16 protein-coding genes are annotated in these 19,438 nt (G+C 40.0%); 14 read left to right on the forward strand and 2 right to left on the reverse strand.

All coding sequences use genetic code 11. The features are described from left to right. The first annotated feature begins 69 nt into the window (after nucleotides 1-69). Nucleotides 70-957, forward strand: a complete 888-nt coding sequence (locus ACOSVQ_RS08030; protein ID WP_491982025.1) for a LysR family transcriptional regulator — start codon at nucleotides 70-72, stop codon at nucleotides 955-957. An 87-nt stretch (nucleotides 958-1,044) separates the two neighbouring features. Here the strand turns inward: ACOSVQ_RS08030 and ACOSVQ_RS08035 are convergent, their stop codons facing one another. Next, on the reverse strand, nucleotides 1,045-2,097 hold the full coding sequence (locus tag ACOSVQ_RS08035; protein WP_491982026.1) for an MBL fold metallo-hydrolase: 1,053 nt from the start codon (nucleotides 2,095-2,097) through the stop codon (nucleotides 1,045-1,047). Between the two features lie 106 nt (nucleotides 2,098-2,203). Here ACOSVQ_RS08035 and ACOSVQ_RS08040 point away from each other — a divergent pair, with 106 nt between their 5' ends. From ACOSVQ_RS08040 to ACOSVQ_RS08095, 12 genes are all read left to right on the forward strand, one after another. Next, nucleotides 2,204-3,118: a LysR family transcriptional regulator gene (locus tag ACOSVQ_RS08040; RefSeq protein ID WP_491982027.1), complete on the forward strand. Its 915-nt coding sequence runs from the start codon at nucleotides 2,204-2,206 to the stop codon at nucleotides 3,116-3,118. Nucleotides 3,119-3,497: 379 nt separating this feature from the next. Beyond that, complete coding sequence (locus ACOSVQ_RS08045; protein ID WP_491982028.1) at nucleotides 3,498-4,607, forward strand: alpha/beta hydrolase; 1,110 nt, start codon at nucleotides 3,498-3,500, stop codon at nucleotides 4,605-4,607. Between the two features lie 269 nt (nucleotides 4,608-4,876). After that, a complete protein-coding gene (locus ACOSVQ_RS08050; RefSeq protein WP_491982029.1) occupies nucleotides 4,877-6,223 on the forward strand; it encodes a PTS sugar transporter subunit IIC in 1,347 nt (448 codons plus the stop codon). A gap of 5 nt (nucleotides 6,224-6,228) precedes the next feature. Further along, entirely contained in the window at nucleotides 6,229-8,886 is a 2,658-nt protein-coding gene (locus tag ACOSVQ_RS08055) for a family 78 glycoside hydrolase catalytic domain (protein ID WP_491982030.1), read from the forward strand. Next, nucleotides 8,867-9,877 (forward strand): AraC family transcriptional regulator, encoded by a 1,011-nt coding sequence (locus tag ACOSVQ_RS08060; RefSeq protein WP_491982031.1) that lies wholly within the window; start codon nucleotides 8,867-8,869, stop codon nucleotides 9,875-9,877. Before ACOSVQ_RS08055 ends, ACOSVQ_RS08060 begins: the two co-directional genes overlap by 20 nt. Nucleotides 9,878-10,227: 350 nt before the next feature. Then, the gene (locus ACOSVQ_RS08065) at nucleotides 10,228-11,541 is read left to right on the forward strand and encodes a carbohydrate porin (RefSeq protein ID WP_491982032.1); all 1,314 of its coding nucleotides are present in this window, start codon (nucleotides 10,228-10,230) and stop codon (nucleotides 11,539-11,541) included. A gap of 32 nt (nucleotides 11,542-11,573) precedes the next feature. Continuing rightward, nucleotides 11,574-12,530 carry an alpha/beta hydrolase fold domain-containing protein gene (locus ACOSVQ_RS08070; RefSeq protein ID WP_491982033.1) on the forward strand — a complete coding sequence of 319 codons (957 nt, stop codon included), beginning with the start codon at nucleotides 11,574-11,576 and terminating at the stop codon, nucleotides 12,528-12,530. A gap of 259 nt (nucleotides 12,531-12,789) precedes the next feature. Next, nucleotides 12,790-13,095: a PTS sugar transporter subunit IIB gene (locus ACOSVQ_RS08075; protein ID WP_491982034.1), complete on the forward strand. Its 306-nt coding sequence runs from the start codon at nucleotides 12,790-12,792 to the stop codon at nucleotides 13,093-13,095. A 211-nt stretch (nucleotides 13,096-13,306) separates the two neighbouring features. Beyond that, a complete protein-coding gene (locus tag ACOSVQ_RS08080; protein WP_491982035.1) occupies nucleotides 13,307-13,621 on the forward strand; it encodes a PTS lactose/cellobiose transporter subunit IIA in 315 nt (104 codons plus the stop codon). 46 nt (nucleotides 13,622-13,667) lie between these two features. Next, nucleotides 13,668-15,101 carry a 6-phospho-beta-glucosidase gene (locus tag ACOSVQ_RS08085; RefSeq protein WP_491982036.1) on the forward strand — a complete coding sequence of 478 codons (1,434 nt, stop codon included), beginning with the start codon at nucleotides 13,668-13,670 and terminating at the stop codon, nucleotides 15,099-15,101. An 88-nt stretch (nucleotides 15,102-15,189) separates the two neighbouring features. Continuing rightward, nucleotides 15,190-16,191: a LacI family DNA-binding transcriptional regulator gene (locus ACOSVQ_RS08090; RefSeq protein WP_491982037.1), complete on the forward strand. Its 1,002-nt coding sequence runs from the start codon at nucleotides 15,190-15,192 to the stop codon at nucleotides 16,189-16,191. A gap of 9 nt (nucleotides 16,192-16,200) precedes the next feature. Beyond that, complete coding sequence (locus ACOSVQ_RS08095) at nucleotides 16,201-17,025, forward strand: helix-turn-helix domain-containing protein (RefSeq protein ID WP_491982038.1); 825 nt, start codon at nucleotides 16,201-16,203, stop codon at nucleotides 17,023-17,025. A gap of 125 nt (nucleotides 17,026-17,150) precedes the next feature. Here the strand turns inward: ACOSVQ_RS08095 and ACOSVQ_RS08100 are convergent, their stop codons facing one another. Further along, nucleotides 17,151-18,236: a Gfo/Idh/MocA family protein gene (locus ACOSVQ_RS08100; RefSeq protein WP_491982039.1), complete on the reverse strand. Its 1,086-nt coding sequence runs from the start codon at nucleotides 18,234-18,236 to the stop codon at nucleotides 17,151-17,153. A gap of 171 nt (nucleotides 18,237-18,407) precedes the next feature. Between ACOSVQ_RS08100 and ACOSVQ_RS08105 the strand changes: the two genes are divergently transcribed. Next, entirely contained in the window at nucleotides 18,408-19,322 is a 915-nt protein-coding gene (locus ACOSVQ_RS08105) for an AraC family transcriptional regulator (RefSeq protein ID WP_491982040.1), read from the forward strand. Nucleotides 19,323-19,438 lie beyond the last annotated feature (116 nt).

The following is a 19,438-nucleotide window of genomic DNA, read 5'->3' on the forward strand; positions in this document are numbered from 1 at the left end:
GTGCGATTGCTGAACTTATGACTGACTATTATTATTCAATCAAACTTTTTCCAATAACGTAGCTAATTTATGGATTTAAAAATATTACGGTATTTTTCGACGGTTGCTCAAACCAAAAACATTACTAAAGCAGCAGAAATGTTACACATTACTCAGCCGACGCTAAGTAGACAATTAATCCTTCTGGAAGAAAGTTTGAATGTTAAGTTGTTTAATAAGGAAAAGCGTACGCTTGAATTAACCGATGAGGGCAAACTACTTAAGCTTAGAGCGAGGGAACTTCTAGACTTAGCAGACAAAACGGTGCAAGAAATATTGGACGAGAATTCTGTTATATCAGGAGAGATTTCTTTAGGTTTTGTTGATTCACTAGGTGCTAAAGATGTCTATCGACAAATGCATGAGTTTTCAAAGCAATTTCCAAATGTGCAATTCAATATATTTACTGGTAGCAGTGAAGAGCTTCTAGAGAAAATGGAGCACGGTACTATTGATTTGTGTCTATTACTTGAACCCGTTGATACATCTGATTTTAATGTTATCAGACTGAGCCAGTATGAAGAGTGGGGAATCTTGGTGAAAATGGATGATAACCTTGCTAGCAGAGCGTCCATCTCGGTGAAAGAGTTGAGTAAAATGAGTTTAGTTCTGCCCAACAAGAAGGCAGCAATCAATGAAATTGAAAACTGGTTTGGTAAGAACAAATACAAGCTCAAGGTGACCGCTAAGTACAATATTATATCTACAGCTCTTAACTGTGTGGAATATGACCTAGGCTATCCAATTGCTATCACCAGCGAAATGATTGAAAAACGATCAGATATTGCCTTTTTGCCTATAGAACCTAAAAAAAGAACGCAAAGCGTCATTCTGTGGAAGAAGAATCGAAACTTGAATTCTGCAGGAGGCCTATTTGTTAAGACGTTATTTCGTCACTACAACCCAAGTTTGTATTAATAATCTAATTCTGAGTACGCCGGCGTTACTAGACAAAAAAACAAGGCTATGACACGAGTTCAATAGCCTTGCTGCAGTGGAAACTGATTATCTGTAGCTATAAAGGTATTCAGCTACCATTTCAGCGTTTGCAGGGACGGCAGTTTCAAAACCATAATACTTGCCGTATTTAGGACGTAGTTCGTCGGTAGCTCTTTTTGCAATTTCACCGTACCACGCTGGTAGCATCACAGTGTGAGCATTGATTTTATCTACTTCAACACCAAAACCAAATGGAACTTCACCCATTGCTTTGCCTACTGCTGATTTTAATTCTTCAATGAATTTTAAGTGGAATGCAAAGTCTGCGTGGGAGCCGATATTGCCATGACCACCGTTGAAGTAATCCCAGTTTAGTGCGTTCGCTGTTTCAAGGTTCTGTTCTAGAAAAGTGAAGCGCTCAGAACCGGCGAAGTTCCAAAATGGTGGTTGGTCTGAGTTAAGCAAATCTGGAGCGTGTAACACTTTTTCCTGTACCAACAACCATGCAGAATGGTCATCCGTGTGGGCTGCATGTTGGAAACCATGCAGTTCTACATCCAGATTTTCAAATTTGAATGAGTCATTTGGCCATGAGAGAACTTTGGTTGGTTTTACCAAACCACTCTTTAACAGTTCCATTTTGGTCGCAGTCGCTTGAGAAGCAATGATCTCAGGGACCTCGCTTTGTGTCGCTTTTAACATATCTAACAGTTGACCTGTCGCTGCAATATGGTCCGCGTGGTCATGAGAATAAACAATCGTTGTGATTGGTTTGTCTGTCACTGTGCGAATAGATTTAAGGATTGGTTCAGCTCGCATTTCTAGTGGATCAAACAGCATTACGCCTTTGTCACCAACATAAAAAATGGTGGCGTAAAATCCAGACTCATACCAATAAGTATGTTCAGTGATTTTTTGTAACACGTAGGGTGTAGTCATGTTCAATTGAAAAAGATCAGCGACTTTTTCACCCGGCGCAAGTGATTTGGTATGCGATTGAGTGACATACGTTGCATTCACTGTCGATGGTGCGTCTTCTACGGCGCTTGATGTTGTTGAACAAGCGGATAGTAAGCCAACTAATAATGCTGAATACGCAAAGCGATGAGTTTTTGCCATTACTTTTACCTTTAAATCTATGGAGTTAGTTTGGCGTCACTGTATAAGCGCTTTGTAGTTTGATAAATTCCAAATTAGTTAACTAATTATTGCGTGGATTGAAATAATGGATCGATTAACCGCCGCGAAGGTCTTTATTGAAATTGCGGAGCAAGGCAGCATGACTAAAGCAGCAGAGCATTTAAATATGTCTACCGCTATGGTCAGCCGTTACCTGCAAGAAATAGAAAGTTGGTTTGGTGCGCGTTTGTTGCACAGAACGACACGTAAAGTCAGTCTAACGGATGTGGGTATTGCAACATTACCAGCATGCAAGAAGATGCTTCTTGAAGTCGATAATGCAAGGAATATTGCACTAGAGCGAAGCAGTAAACCAAAAGGAGTCATTCGGGTTGCATCCTCAGGTTCATTTGCAGACTCTCAGCTCACCCCAGCACTAGTTGAGTTTCAAAAATTACATCCCGAAGTGGAAATCATCCTTTCTGTAGGGCATACCGCAGCTAATTTGGTTGAAGAGAGGGTCGACCTTGCGATTCGAATTACCAATACGTTGGATCCCATGATGATTGCTAGACCACTCGCTGTTTGTCACTCTGTTTTGTGCGCCTCTCCAGAATATTTAAATAAACATGGGGAGCCTCAATGTCTCGAAGATTTAGATAAACATTACTGTATTACTCATGTTTCCGGAACTCACAGACACTACAGGTTTATCAAACAACACGGCGTTATAGAAGTTCCGGTGAAAGGATACTTTCAAAGCAATGAGACGGATGCGGTATGTCGCGCTGTATTGTGTGGCGCAGGTGTAGGGATGTTACCGACGTTTTATATTGGTGAGCACATCAAGCAAGGTAGACTTGTTCCGATTTTAACCTCTGAGAAACCAGAAGCATTAGGAATTCACGCCATCTATTTATCGAGGAAGCATCAACCGTTGACGTTGAGACTGTTGGTCGACTTCTTAGTTGAAAGGTTCGGTGGAGAGACTGCACCATGGGATCATACTTTTAAACGATGATTGTTGTAGCAAAGATGATTGTTATAGCAAAACTGATTGTTATAGCTAAGGTAGATCATTGAATGATTGGAATATTTGGCAAGTTTGTTAATAAGTATCTCTGTAACTTCTAGTGATTAAATGTAAGAAAGTATTGCAAATCTTGAAATGTGTCTAAGTCATAAGTGCAGATTAAGAGGTGGGAATATATTTCTTTAAGATTATTAGGCAATAAATTCGTAGAATCTGGCTAACGTATAACCGCTGTTAATTGTAAAAATAACATCCATAGGAGAGGGTAATTGAAAACGTCAATTACTGCTCACGTTGGTTTGTTAGCAAGCGTTGTATGTCGTGCTAATGAATTGAACATAGTAAAAGTCAATCAGGAGAAGCTACGATGAACAAGCTCAATAATACTAACCAAGAAAAATCTAACGCAGATATTCCAAATGCGGGACGCCGAGACATGTTGAAGCTAACTGGAGCCAGTGTAGTTGCATTGGGTGTGAGCGCGCTAGCTTCTACTTCAGCCTCAGCACAAGCTCAAGTTGCGTTAAGCAATGAATGGGACAAAACCTTTGCTAAGAGTGACAAAGTTGACCACAAAAAGGTGACGTTTAAGAACCGCTATGGCATTACTTTAGCCGCTGATTTATATCAGCCAAAAAATGCAAATGGCAAATTAGCCGGTTTGGTATTGAGTGGTCCATTTGGCGCGGTAAAAGAGCAGTCTTCGGGTCTATATGCACAGACTATGGCGGAACGTGGATTTGTTACTCTGGCATTTGACCCTTCTTTTACGGGTGAAAGTAGCGGTGAACCTCGCAACGTGGCTTCTCCAGATATTAATACTGAAGATTTCAGTGCTGCGGTTGATTTTCTAGGTTTACAAGCGAATGTGGATCGTGAACGTATCGGTGCAATCGGTATTTGTGGTTGGGGTGGTATGGTGCTTAACGCAACAGCTATCGATAAGCGCATTAAAGCTGTAGCGGCAAGCACTATGTATGATATGACTCGTTTATATTCTAAAGGTTATAACGACAGTGTGACGCTAGAGCAGCGTACTCAAGGTCTAGAGCAATTAGGTCAACAACGTTGGAAAGACGCGGAAAATGGCGCGCCTGCATACGGTCCGGTTTCTCTAGAGCTACAAGGTGGCGAACCTCAGTTTGTCGTTGAATACGCGGCTTACTATAAATCACCAGAACGTGGTTTCCACCCACGTGCTATTAACTCAAATGCATCGTGGACACTGACTACACCGCTGTCATTCATGAACATGCCAATTTTGACATACATAGCAGAAATTTCGCCACGCCCAATGCTTCTAGTGCATGGTGAAAAAGCGCACTCTCGTTATTTCAGCGAAACCGCTTATGCGGCAGCAGCAGAACCAAAAGAGCTGATGATTATTCCAGGTGCAACCCATACTGACCTATATGATCAAGTAGACATCATTCCATTTGATAAGCTTGAAGAATTCTTCAAAGCGAATCTGGCGTAAGCGTTAGTGAAATTTCAAAGCCGTTGCTCAATGAGTAGCGGCTTTTTTGTATTTGACGAATTTACTCGTTGTTCAATTACTAACCACTCAATAGCCGCGTGCAAAAAAGGTCAATTAAAACTGCAACAGACGATATTACCCATGTCGGGGGGATCTCTTAACATGACAAATATTGGGGTTTTAGTGATTTTGCTTAAACCACATTTTTGAAGAGCAAATAACATAACAATACGAATGTATCCCGTTCGAAATGACAATGGTCTGAAATTATGAAAATAGATGCAAACATGCTGCAAGATAGACTAATGACTATCATGCAAAGAGTCGGTCAAAACCGCTACCTACAAGCAATCATGCGCGGCATGATGTTGGCATTGCCAGCAACCATCATGAGCTCATTTGCAACGCTATTGAAAGTGTTTCCTTTAGATATTTGGCAACAGTTTATTGCAGTACACAATCTAGCTCCTTTCTTTGATATACCGATCAACTTTACGAACAACTTTTTAGCGGTAATCGTTTCATTTTCAGTGGCATATACATTGGCAAAGAGCTTTGATGTTGATGGCTTTACGGCTGGTTTGATATCAATGATTTCGTTCTTTATCCTGACTCCTTATGAGTTAGGAGCCGTTGGACCACTTGGGCAAGCCTTTAGTATTCCAAACCAATGGTTAGGTTCTATGGGATTGTTTACAGGCATCATGGTTGCCTTTATTTCATCTCGAATTTTTGTGGCTATTACTCTGAAAGGCTTGATTATTCGAATGCCTGACAGCGTTCCGGAATTTATTTCTAAATCATTTTCCTCATTAGTTCCGGGTATCGTAATCCTTACTGGTTTCACTATTGTCTCAGCAACTATTACTATCAATGGCTTAGGTAGTATCCATGAAATCATTTACGGTATCATTCAGTCACCATTGACAGTTCTCGGTGCGGGTATTGGTTCTGTCATTCTAGTGTCTATTATCGCTCAGACACTATGGTTCTTTGGCTTACATGGTCACGCAATCACTCTAGGTATTGTTGCTCCTATCTGGTTCGCAATGGATGCAGCGCAATTGGCGGCATTTTCTGCTGGCAATCCAACACCGAATATCACAGGTTTTGCGTTCTTCATGACTTATACCGCGGGTGACTTATTGCCATTAGCATTTATGCTTGCATTCATGGCTCGCAGCCAGCGCTATAAAACTCTAGGTCGTATCTCACTTGCACCAGCGGTGTTCACAATCGGTGAACCAATGGCTTACGGTGTGCCTCTAGTAATGAACTTTGCTTTAGCTATCCCTTACATTCTTTTAAATGGCGTGATGCTTGCCGTAGCGTACTACTTAACGGTTGCTGGTGTGTTACCGCCTGTTGCCGGTGTAATGACTCCAGCAGGTATGCCAGTGATTGTGTCAGGCTTTATGCAAGGTAGCTGGAAGATTGCAGCATTCCAATTCTTGGCTCTATTCGTGAGATTCGCAGGCTGGTATTTCTTCTTCAAGATCGCAGACAGAATTGCGTTTAGCGAAGAAAGAGCGGAAGAAGATGCAATGAAAGAACAAAACCGTGTGGAATTGGAGAAAGAGGCTTTAAGACTAAAAGAAGCGACAGCTAAGAGTTAATGAATATGGATAGCTTAACAATAAATGGTACTCAAAAAAGTACAGTTGTAGATTGTTTGCCTATCCATTTCAAATGGCAGGTAGCATTCGAACAAGTAAGGTTTGAATTGCAGATAACGACTCACGAGAAATCGGTTTATTTATCTGAAATACACGAGAAAGAAACAGCATACATTTTAAGAGAGATTGAATTAGACAAAAGCTGCAAGTATCAAGTCATTGTTAATGTCTATGGTAGCCAAGGAGAGAAAGTCTCTTTCTCAAGCTATTTTGTTACAAGTAACTTTGGTGAGTTTGAAGCACACTGGATCTCGGATAGTTCATATCTCGTTGAAGATAGCGAGTACTACAACGATAAAAGAAATCTAGTGTTTAAAAAGGATCTTGTAGTATCGAACACAATAGATGAAACCTATATTCATATTGTTGGGTTAGGGTATTACAACTTGTATATAAACGGCACTAAGGTGTCGAACTACGAACTCAACAATGATTGGACTAACTACAACGAAATTGTTTATTACGATACGTTTGATATTCAAGGCTATTTAAATATCGGTCATAACGAAGTCTTGGTTGAGCTAGCCAATGGTTGGTACAACCCTGCACCGATGACATTGTTTGGTAAATACAACCTTCGCCAAAACCTGACAACGGGTAAACCGACATTACTGGCTCAAGTTGTAATGAAAAGCGAAGGGAAGATTAGCAAGACAGTTGCCACAGACAAAAGCTGGAGTGTAGCGGAAGGTCCATACTTGTTTAACAACATGTACCTTGGTGAAGTAATCGATTTTCGTCTATTTGATACAGAAGAAGATTGTTTCAAACTGCACAATACTGACTGGGTCCGAGCAAGTGAGGTACAAGGTCCTTCCGGTAAACTGCGTTCTAGCTACATCGAAAAAATTGTCAAGGGTGTAGAGGTAACACCTAGAGATGTTTATTCGATTGATGATAAGCGACACATCATTGATTTTGGCACTATGGTGAGCGGCTTTATAGATGCAACTTTTTCTGGGAAATCAGGACAGGTAATTGAATTTGTCTACAGTGAAGAGATCAATGCAGATAAAACACTGAATACCGATTCTAGCTTAGCGGGCTTCATTGGTAAGAACGTGGCTGAAAACGTTATTGTCCCTGGCGGCTCTGGTAGCCCTGAGCGAGCTGAGCAACGAGACAAATGTATCTGTAGAGATGGGGTGATGGAATTTTGTAACCAGTACACTTATCACTCTTTTCGCTTTGTAGAAGTCTCTGGTCTGTCTCTAGAACAGCTGAAAGAAATTAAAGCGATATACGCTCATAATCAGTTGAATGAAGTCGGTGATTTTAAGTGCTCTAATGCCTACGTAAGCCGTTTGTACGATGCAGCGAAAGTAACCAAACTGAATAACATTCATAGTGTTATCGAGGATTGTGCAAGAGAACGTTTTGCTTACGGTGGAGATATGGTTGCACTAGCTCCTTCGCAACTAATGATGTTTGATTCAGCGAAGCTGTACGAAAAAACCATGTTTGATTTTATTGCAGATAAAGCGACCAATGGCGGATTCCCTGAAACCGCACCATTTATGGGCATTCAAACTAAAGGTACAGGTGAGGGCGCAGGTCCTTTAGGTTGGCAGTTAGCGGTGCCTTATTTGCTGAAAATGCATTACCAGTATTACGGAAGTATTGAGCTGGTTAAGCAAGTTTATCCACATTTGCAAGCACAGTTTGATCATCTAAGTTCACTGAATTTTGATGAATTAGACAATTACTGCTTGGGTGATTGGGGAAGTAAGGTCGCGGATAAAGAGAACATCAAGCATGGTTCACCAGCACTGAGTTTTACGGCTACTTGTTTCTACTATTATCATTTGTTGTTGTTGGTTCATTTCTCAAAACTGATTGGTCTTGTTGACAACGAACTTGAGTACCAACAATTAGCAGACAATACGAAGCAAAAGATTATTGCCAAATTTAGAAATGGAGATGGTAGTTACTCTGACCGCAGCCAAACAAGCTATGTGTTTGCACTGTATTTTGAGTTGGAAGATGAACCCAATGTACTTGTTAAACAACTCGAAAATGCAATCGTTTCAAGTGGTTTTGATTTGCAGTTTGGTATTTTTGGACAAGGCTTTTTCTATTCAATCGCTAACAAATACGATCTTAACCACCTAGTATTTGACTGCTTAGAAAATGAGTTGGGTGTGAAGTCGATGCTGAATGATGGTAATGGTGCACTTAAAGAGTTTTTTGGTGACAATGAAAATGGTTCTTCAAACCATGCCATGTTCAGCTCTTACGCATATTGGTTCTACAGTGGGTTAGGTGGAATATCCGTTGGTGAAGAGTCTTGTGGCGCTGACCAAATTACGGTTAAGCCATACTTTGCTACTCATATTGATGAAGTCTACTGCTCGTTTATCTCTAGTCAAGGCAAGGTTATCAGTCGTTGGAAGAGAAATGGTTCGAAAATCAACCTAGATATTCAGATCCCATACGGTGTTAAAGAGAGCTTAGTTGTACTACCGAAGGCTTACGAAGCTAAGCTGGATGGGCATTTGATCAGTCACTTAGATGAAAAACATGTTTATATCGACATATCTGAAACCAAAGCGTTGAATATCAGTGTAAATACTGATTTAGTACATGCTAAAGAACGATGTTGATTTAAGGCAAACCATGTTAAACGCTCACGTGCATGATAGCTTGCTGTCATACACAGACAAAGAGTTAGAACTGTTAGAAGCTTCACCTGATTTTTCGCCAAAATTTGAAAAACGCATATCTCGCAAGTTTTATCGCGACAAACACATATATATCGAAAAGCAAGCTCGTTTTATTGCTATTCCGATGCACTCTCATGACTACATAGAGTTGGTGTATGTGTACCAAGGAACTATGCGTCAGGTTGTGAATGGTAAAGTTATCGAGCAAAACCAAGGCGAAATTTTATTGTTAAACCAGTTCGCTAAACATGAAATTGATGCGGCTGGTGAAAATGACATTATCATCAATCTAATTATTGAGCCTGAGTTTATTGGGCGTTTAATTTCATTATTTGATAATGAGAATTTAATAACAGAATTTATCTTAGCGTCTATTAACGGCAAAAACCGTTTGGGTGAGCATATTCATTTTAAAGTTGGGGATTGTCTGGAACTGCAAGCGCTGGTTCTAAAAATAATCAATGAAATCTATAGCGATAATTCATTGAAGCAAATGAGGGTTCACTTTCTTGTTGGGCTTTTAATTACTGAGTTGTTGTCAAATATAGAAGAAAGTGATTATTACGTTAGTGTCAATCATGATGAATCTTTAGCTTTGTCGGTTCTAAGATACATTGACGAAAACTATCAGAATGCAAGTTTGAAAGTTGTCTCAGACAGATTAAATTTACCTAACTATAAAGTGAGTAGACTTTTGAAAAAGTTTACTGGCAAAACATTTAGTGATTTGCTGTTGGAAAAGCGTTTAGAGCGTGCTGTATATCTTTTGAAATATACAGACTATGCAATCATTGACGTAATAAATATGACAGGTTACGAAAATGCGTCGCACTTTTATCGAGTTTTCAAGGACAAGTATCAGGTCAGTATCAAAGAGTTTAGGGACAATATAAGGTTTGCCAAAGATCCTTTTGAAACAGAACTAAACTAATTTCATTTCATTAAAGTCAAGCCTCTGCGATCACAGTAGAGGCTTTTTTATTTCCTGTGAATAATAAATGTGATCTACCTCCTGTGGCAATATTCGACACTATTTAATGCAACAACCGATATAAAATAATTGTACGTAATTTAGGAAACTATATGTGTTGAGTCAAAACCAGTTGATTTAGGTAATGACTTCACATTTAAATCAATTTACGTGTGTTACTTGAAATATTGGATGTAAAAGATAGGTGTCCACATTTTGGTTATTTATTCGATTATTAAATCTATCCAATCAATATAAGAAAAGAAAGTAACTATTCCGTAAATATAATAAATAACACGGAGTATAACAAAATGAAGAAATTGAACTTAGTGGTAGCGATTTCTGCTGCTCTTACTGCTACTGCTTCCCTACCTACATTCGCGGATGATTCAGTCCAATTCCATGGATTTGCAATGGTTGCAGGTGATTTTCAAAGCGAACTTGCGCGTGAGAAAAATATGGCGCTTCACGTAGACCCTACAGGTCCAAACCAAGATCCTCGCGGCACGATGGGCAACTTAGGCAATACCTACTGGCACGATTATTTTGCCGCATTATCAATGCATAAGCGTTTCGATGGCGTTAAAGAAGGGGAATGGGCAGATTTTGTTTCTGAGATTGTTACTTATGGCGACAAATCTGTAGAAGCGGAGCAGATGTATGTTCAATATGGCGGCCTATCGTTCTTACCATCAAATGCAAAAGTATGGGCTGGTCGTAAATATCAAGGTGAGCGCATTCGAACGTTAGCTTATAACATTCGAGAAATTAACGTAGATTCAGGCATCGGTTATAACAGCGACAATTTAGACGTCACCATCGGTTATAAACAAGTAGACACTGCTGATGCAAGTCCAACTAATAACTTGGCTACGGCTATGGAAGGCTCAAGAACGGTGTTTGACCTAGTCTACAAAGTGGGTAATGCAGAATTTGGTGCTACCTACATGCAAGTTTTAGATGATCCTTGCTATTCATACACCGGTGGTGCTCCGTTTTGTGCAACTGAAGAAAAACCAAATGCTTACAGTGGCTTTGCAAAATATAAATTTGGTTCTTTCCTAGGCTTAGGCGGTAACTCTAGTGTTATGGTGCAAGGTGGTAAAGGTGTTGTAGCTCAATATCTAAGTACATCTCGTATTACAGGCTTAAGTGAAGAAGATGATAAATCTGCACGTTTTTCCTACTACGGTATGATTACCCAATTTGAAGGAATTACCATCGAACCAGCATTTGTTTATGAATATACCGATCGCGCAGAGCAACGCCGCACTACAAGTCTAACCAATACTCAAAAAGATTTAGGTCGCGCTACTTATTATTTCGGCAACGCGGAAGAACAAGGCATTTTCGCTGGCGTAAGTGTACATCAAGCAATGACTGATAATATTTCAATGCAGTACGAAGCGGTTTATGCGAACAAAACGAACCGTGATGGTGTTGAAGGTGTTGACGGCAGCATGTACAAGCTAGCATTCGGTCCATCACTTCAGTTGAAGAGCGTTCCTTGGGCTGTACCAGTCACTAACCTAAGTGTTGCCTATGTAGGTGGTGATCAAGAAATTACTGATTTACCAGTCGATTCAGAATGGCGTGTAGGTTACCGTTTCGAAGTTTTCTTCTAAGCTAAAACAATAACAATGTAGGGTACGTGAACATGAAAAAAATGAAAAAACTGCTGATTGTTTCAGCAATGTTAGTGGGTTCTGCAGCGGCTGTTGCGGCTACAAAAGACAGCAAAGAGCTGTCTGTTGAAATGACGGTTCCGCCGATTCGCCTGAATGCTGATTTCGTTTATTCAGAAACATTTAACAACATGGGACGTCCAATCAAGCTCTCTATGGACGTAATTCAACCATTCTCGCCAGAGCCATTACCAGCAGTATTGTTTGTGACTGGCGGTGGATTTATGGATGCACCGAAGACAAAGTTCATCGGTCAACGTGTTGATATGGCACGAGCAGGTTACGTAGTAGCAAGCATCGATTACCGAGTTGTACCTATGGTTAAATTCGAGGGTATGCTCGAAGATGTTAAATCTGCTGTCCGCTACATGCGTGCTAATGCTCAGAAGTTTGGTATCGACCCAACTCGAATTGCAATTATGGGCGAGTCTGCTGGTGGATACTTGGCTGCTATCGCAGCAACGACTAACGGCATGAAAGAGTTTGATAAAGGTGCAAACCTAGATCAAAGCAGTGACGTACAAGCCGCTATCGATTTGTATGGTTTGTCAGATCTTACTCGTGTGGCGATGGATTACGACAAAGAGAGACAAAAGAAACACGAGTCTCCAGCCGTTCCTGAAGCAATGTTGGTTAATGGCGTTCCATTTATGGAAGGCGGCTCAATCCAAAGTGACTTGAAAAAAGCAGCTTATGCTAACCCTATTACTCACATCTCTAAAAATACACCCCCATTTTTGTTGATGCATGGTGATAAGGACCCGGTTGTTTCACCAAGTCAAACCAAGATCCTTCATGAAGCATTAATCGCTAAAGGTATCGATTCAACTCGATATGTAGTTAAAGGTGCTGACCATGCAGGGTTCCTTTGGTACCAACCTGAAATTATGGAAACAATTATTAGTTTCTTAGATAAAAATCTTAAATAGATTTAAAGATTCTAATATAAGCATAATTTTAGATTAGCTTACTTAAACATTAATCATGTAGTTCCTGTCTATTATTTGGTGCTCCATATAATATGGAGCATATTTTTTATAATTAAGTGAATTTGTTAGTTTATTTAATTATAAAAAAGATCTAGATCCTGATCACAATATCGATTTTATGGTTTTTATATATAATGATACCGGTTACATTTTTACGTATAATAGTGTCATTAGAACGAAGTTATTAAGGTGATTTAAAATGAAAAAAATTCTACTTTGCTGTGCTGCTGGTATGTCAACAAGTATGGTTGTGAAAAAAATGAAACAATCAGCAACAGAAAAAAATATTGAAGTTGAAATAAACGCTGTAGGTCTGGATGAATTTGACGCTAATTTGTCAAAATACGACTGTTTCCTATTAGGACCTCAGATTAAATATAAGCTTAATGAATTTAAAACTAAAACTGATCAGGCAGGTAAACCTATCGCTGTAATTAACCAAATGGATTATGGCATGATGAAAGGTGACAAAATCCTTCAGGATGCATTGGCTCTTATCGCATAATCATCTTGTTTATTTTAAGGCAATGTATTATTCATTGCCTTTTATTGAAAATATAATGTAACCGGTTTCTTTGTTGGTTTAGATTGTTATTGGAAATGTTTTTTTTGGTTTTAATTTTTCAATAATATTTTCTGTGTTATCTGTTTGTTATTTAAAGTTGATTGTCAGTGGTCAATTTTACGAATTATATATTTAATTTTTGGAGTCAGTTATGGATCTCGAATCTACAGTTATGGAACTAATTATTAATGCTGGTGAATCTAAGAGTTTAGCAATGCAAGCATTAATGAGCGCTAAAAGTGGTCAATGGGATGAAGTTGATGGTTTATTAAAGCAATCAACAGAAGCGGCAAAACGAGCTCATGGAGTACAAACTCAACTGATTGGTATGGACGAAGGTGAAGGCAAAGTGCCTGTAAACCTAGTGATGGTGCATGCTCAGGACCATATCATGACCTCAATGCTTGCTCGTGAATTAGTAGAAGAACTGATTAATATCCACCGTCAGCTTCAAGAAAAGAACTAATCCCAACCTTTTACTTTTTGCGACATGAATTTAAAGAGTATGTTCAATGAATAATATTTTTCCGAAAGATTTTTTATGGGGTGGTGCGGTTGCAGCACACCAAGTGGAAGGCGGTTGGGATAAGAACGGTAAAGGTCCAAGTATCGTTGACGTCTTGAGTGGTGGTTCACATACCGTTGAGCGCGTAATTACAGACGGTGTAAAACCTGAAGTTTTTTATCCAAACCATGAAGCAATAGACTTTCATGGCAATTATAAAGAAGACATTAAACTTTTCGCTGAAATGGGTTTTAAATGCTTCCGTACTTCGATTGCATGGACACGTATTTTCCCAAATGGTGATGAAGTAGAACCAAATGAGTTTGGTCTACAATTTTACGATGACTTGTTTGATGAGCTATTAAAATACGGTATTGAACCAGTTATTACGCTTTCACACTTCGAAATGCCACGTCATTTAGTGACAGAATATGGTGGCTGGCGTAGCCGTAAAGTGCTTGATTTCTTTGTTCATTACGCAGAAACGGTAATGAAACGTTATAAAGGTAAAGTTAAATACTGGATGACGTTTAACGAGATCAATAACCAGAAAAACTACAATTACCCATTGTTCGGTTATTGCTGTTCAGGTGTTGTCTTTAATGATGACGAAAAACCAGAACAAACTATGTATCAAGTTGTTCACCACCAATTAGTGGCAAGTGCAAAAGTAGTGAAATTGGGTCATGAAATTAACCCGAACTTCCAAATTGGTTGCATGATTGCGTTTATTCCTATTTATCCACAAACCTGTGCTCCGGAAGACGTTTTATTTGCAACTCAATCTATGCGTGACCGTTTCTTCTTTAGTGATGTTCATGTTCGTGGTGAGTACCCAGAATACATTAAGAAAGAGTGGCAACGTAAAGGCTACCACATCGAGATGGACCCAACGGATGCCGAAACATTGCGCGAAGGTTGTGTTGATTACATAGGTTTAAGCTACTACATGTCTGTTGCCGTATCTGCAACCACTAAAGGTGAGAGCAACGGTTTAACAGGTTTCCCTGGAAGTGTGCCTAACCCTTATGTGAAAGCATCTGATTGGGGATGGCAAATTGACCCTGTTGGCTTGCGTTATTCGCTAAATACTCTTTATGAGCGTTATTCTAAGCCTCTTTTCATTGTTGAAAATGGTTTTGGTGCTATCGATAAAGTGGAAGATGATGGTCAAATCAACGATGACTACCGTATTGCTTATCTACAGGCTCATGCGAGTGAAATGAAGAAAGCCGTAGTTGAAGATGGTGTGAAACTCATGGGTTATACGCCTTGGGGTTGTATCGATTGTGTTTCATTCACAACGGGCGAATATAAAAAACGTTATGGTTTCATCTATGTGAACAAGCATGATGATGGTACCGGTGATATGTCTCGTTCTAAGAAGAAGAGTTTTTACTGGTACAAAGAAGTCATTGAGTCTAATGGCAAAGATTTATAATTCGTTCATTTAGACTGAAATGCCGGGGTTCTCTCGGCATTTTCACCTTCTGTAGCTCTGGTCATTTGTCGGTGTTAAGAGAGAATTGATGAGTACAATTGTTGATGTTTCAAAGCTTGCAGGTGTGTCAAAGGCGACGGTCTCACGCGTGATTAACGATAGCTGTTCTGTCAAAGAATCTACACGCCAACGAGTACTTTCAGCGATGGAACAACTTGGGTTTAGACCTAACACTGTAGCGCGTGCTTTAGCGACGAACGAAACTAATACTATAGGTTTCGTTGTATCGGATTTTGATGGTACGCATTTTGGCTCTTTATTAAAACAAGCATCTGCAAGTGCTGAAAAAGCAAAAAAGCAGCTTTTAGTGACTGATGGGCATAACGATCCTGATATTGAATATGAGTTGATTCGTAAGCTTGAAGCGAGCTGTGATGCAATCGTCTTGTACAGTCGGACTCTGTCTGATGAACACATAGAAAAACTGACACAACAGTTATCAATACCCTTAGTCGTGATGAATCGATTGAGTGCGAACCCTTTTTATCATGTGGTGTCTTTTGATCAAACAAACTCAGTCGAAATGATGGTCGAATACCTCGTGTCACAAGGACATAGCAAAATCGCTTGTATTACAGGGACGATGGATAACCCAACGGGAATTGCGCGTTTTGAAGGTTATAAAAGAGCATTGGAGAAAAACAAACTCCGCTTTGATCCTGAACTTGTAGAGCAGGGTGACTATCTAATCGTCAATGGTTATAAAGCTTGTCAGAGGCTGCTAAAGAAAGGAGTACATTTTTCTGCGATTGTAGCTTTCAATGACCATATGGCGTTAGGCGCTATTAAGGCGTGTTTGCAATCTGGGATAGAGGTACCAAATCAAGTCTCTATTGTCGGGATTGATAACGATATCGTTTGTGAATTTTCGACGCCAACGTTAACGACTATTGAATTACCCATCGAGAAAATGACAGAGCACGCGATTCAGTTGGCTTTGCTGTTAACCAAAGAACCGGCGTATGTAGATTTTCATCAGTACAGCGGGCGATTGATTAATCGTCAGTCGGTAGCTCGACTTCAAAAGTAGGTGACACTTATGATTTATTTAAAATCACAGGACTTTTTCCTGAACTCACAACAGCCTGTCATTACAGAGCTACGTGCACCACAAGAGTCTTATCCTGAACATTCTCACTCTTTTGAGGAAATCATCATTGTTTCTTCTGGTCACGGGACGCACGTGATAAATGAAGTACCGATGAAGCTAAGTAAAAACTACGTTTGTTTTGTTAACCGTAAAGATCGCCATTTATTTGAAGGCGTTGAAAATCTTCATCTCAGTAACGTACTTTTCGATCGCCCACATCTCTCTATGGATTCTTCGTTACAGAAATACATACCCAATAACACTGACCAAAACGGCTGGTTTATTAATGAGTCGATTGGTTTTCAAGTTCAGAACATCATTAATGCCATTGACAAGGAATCACATTCAAATTCCCCTGAATCGCGCATCATCTGTCAGTCGTTGTTCAACATACTATTGGTTGAGTTATCTCGTGGTCGCATTAAAGAAATCAGTGGTTCGAATGAAGAAGAGAAGACCATTTCAGTTGCGTCTTACTTGCTGGAGAACTACGCCAGTAATTACTCAGTAGAAGAGATTGCAGATCAAGCGGAAATGTCTTCGAAGCAACTTACCAACAAACTCAAAGCGTTGACTGGAATGAGCTACAACCGTTATTTGAATTACGTTCGAGCAAGTAAGGCACTTCAGTTGCTAAAACAAACCGATAAAAGTGTTACTGAAATTGCTTTTGACGTTGGCTACCAAGACAGCAATTACTTCTCGACTAAGTTTAAGCAGATATTTAATGCTACGCCTAGAGAGATCAGATTAAGGGTGGTTGCAAAGCAGTAACATGCTGTTCTAACTCATTGTGTTTCCTTTGAAATGTGGAAACACAATGACTGTTTAGTCTAGCGTTATATGTATTCGACATGGAGGTACATGAGTACCTCCTTGCCTATAGAGGGATTTTACGATTATTTGTTTGCCGCCGATTTTTCAATTGCATCTATAATTTCATGCAGTCTTACGGCATCTGCGAATGTAGGTGCAGTTGCCGTTCCATTTTGAATATCATTGTATAAGCGGTCATAAATAACAGCGATATTGCGAGCTGCAGCGAATTCAGGTAATCCTTCATACAGCGATTGTTCAGGCATTAAAGGTTCTAGTTGTTTAGCATCTCCGTTTGCACCTTTAACGGTTAGTTGAACCATTTGAGCATGACCCAAATCCGCAGTGACCTGAATATCACCTTCGGTACCGTTGATTTCCCAAAGCAGGTTAGTACCTCGTGACACGCCGCCACGGTAGTGAATAGCGATTGCAGCGCCGCTCTCAAGTTGACCCTGCACCATAATTTGGTCTGGAACAGATTTCTCACGAGTCTCGTTAGCATCTGAAACTTTTACTGTCGAAAAGTTGCTGACGAACTGGGCATCAAGCTGTGCAAAATCACCCAATACATCTTTAACTGCCGCTAATGTATGAGCAAGAGGAATCGTCTGCATGTTTGCACCGTTTTTCTCTTCAAACAGATAGTAGTATTCTTCGATGGTTTCACCAGACCAGTTACCGCCGGAACCAATTAAGGTCGAAGAAAGCACTTTGCCTACGTAACCATCAGCAATCAGTTTGCTCAAGTGCTCAATTTCTAATGCCGTTCTTGCCTGAGTACCAGACACAGCAACAACGCCTTTTTCTTTCGCCAGTGCAGTCAGTTCTCGGGCTTCTTCTAATCCATTGCCGAGCGGCCATTCACAGTAAACGTGCTTGCCAGCATTAAGCGCTGCAGAAACAAGTTCAAAGTGGTAAGGGACTTTAACTGTCACAACAACTAAATCAACTTCGTCACTTTTTACTAATTCTTCTGCAGAGGCAAACGCATAAGGTAGGTTTAACGCTTTTGCTGTTCGTTCAGAACTTTCGAGGCTGCTGTTAGCAACAGCAACCACTGAATATTTATTACCCAGAGATTGTAGAGCAGGTAGGTGAGCGGTTGCAGCCCAATGGCTGTCTGGATTGAGACCAATAAAACCTACGCGAATAGTTTGATTTGCCATAGTTGAGTCCTTCTAAAGTATGCTGAAGTAATACGTGATGTCACGTTAGCTTATTTGTTAAGACTCAATTTACTTTATCTGTCCATCCACTTTCTCTCCTGATACTCTCAAATACTTGCCTAATCCTATCAATGTGTAGTTAGGTAATTTTGACAATGGAATAGGGTAACAATGATGAACGAAATAATCAGCCGATTGATAGATAAGGTTCAACAACACACTTATTTAGGTAAAAGTGTCGAGTTTTATCCTGGTTATAGTGTGTTTACCGCCGCAACTACAAATTGCCCAGTTACCGTGCTGTATCAACCGATGTTGTGCTTGGTTTTACAAGGCTCTAAGGAAGTGATTGTTGGCGAACACCAGTTCCGATATAAGCCGGGAGACTATTTCATTAATTCTGTGGAGCTGCCTATTGCCACAAGAATAATCGAATCGGACGCTAATCACCCCTATATGTCTATTAGTATCCAGCTCGATCCTGACAAATTAGCTCAGATCATGACAGAGACTGATATTAGTCATCGTAAGGCTGTTAACGATGAATGTTTCTTGTTGAGTAGAGCCGATGAAAACTTGTTAGAGCCTCTTTCACGCATGCTTGATTTATTCAAAAATGAGCAAGATGTAGCCTTCCTCGCTCCCATGGTGGATAGAGAGATTTTGTATCGTTTACTCAAAGGCGAGCAAAGCTCAGTTCTGCGCCAAATTTCCGGAAATGATTTTAGAGTTAATAAGGTAAGAGAAGTGATTAACTGGGTAAAAGATAACTTTAGCAAAGCTATTTCGATTCAAGACCTCATCGAACAAGCAGGCATGAGTCAGGCTTCATTACATCGTCACTTTCGTACAGCAACGGGAATGACTCCGTTGCAATACCAAAAAACTTTAAGGCTACAAGAAGCACGGAAACTACTCTTAGAAGGTAAGGAAGTGAGTGAAACTGCCTATGATGTTGGGTATGAGAGCCCATCACAGTTTAGTCGTGAGTATGCTCGAATGTATGGTCGTTCACCTTCGCAAGACGCCAAACGTCTTAATGACTTAGGTGCCAGTGTTCAGGATATCAGTAATGCTCCATGGTAGGTTTTGAAAGGGTATTTAGAACAATTGAGCAAGGATTAGCGACGATTGAGTAATGCATAAATCGCAGATTGTCAGCAAAATATAAGAACTTTAGACAACATGCAGATTTTTGGTTT

Source organism: Vibrio sp. HM8-C, from assembly GCF_058630515.1.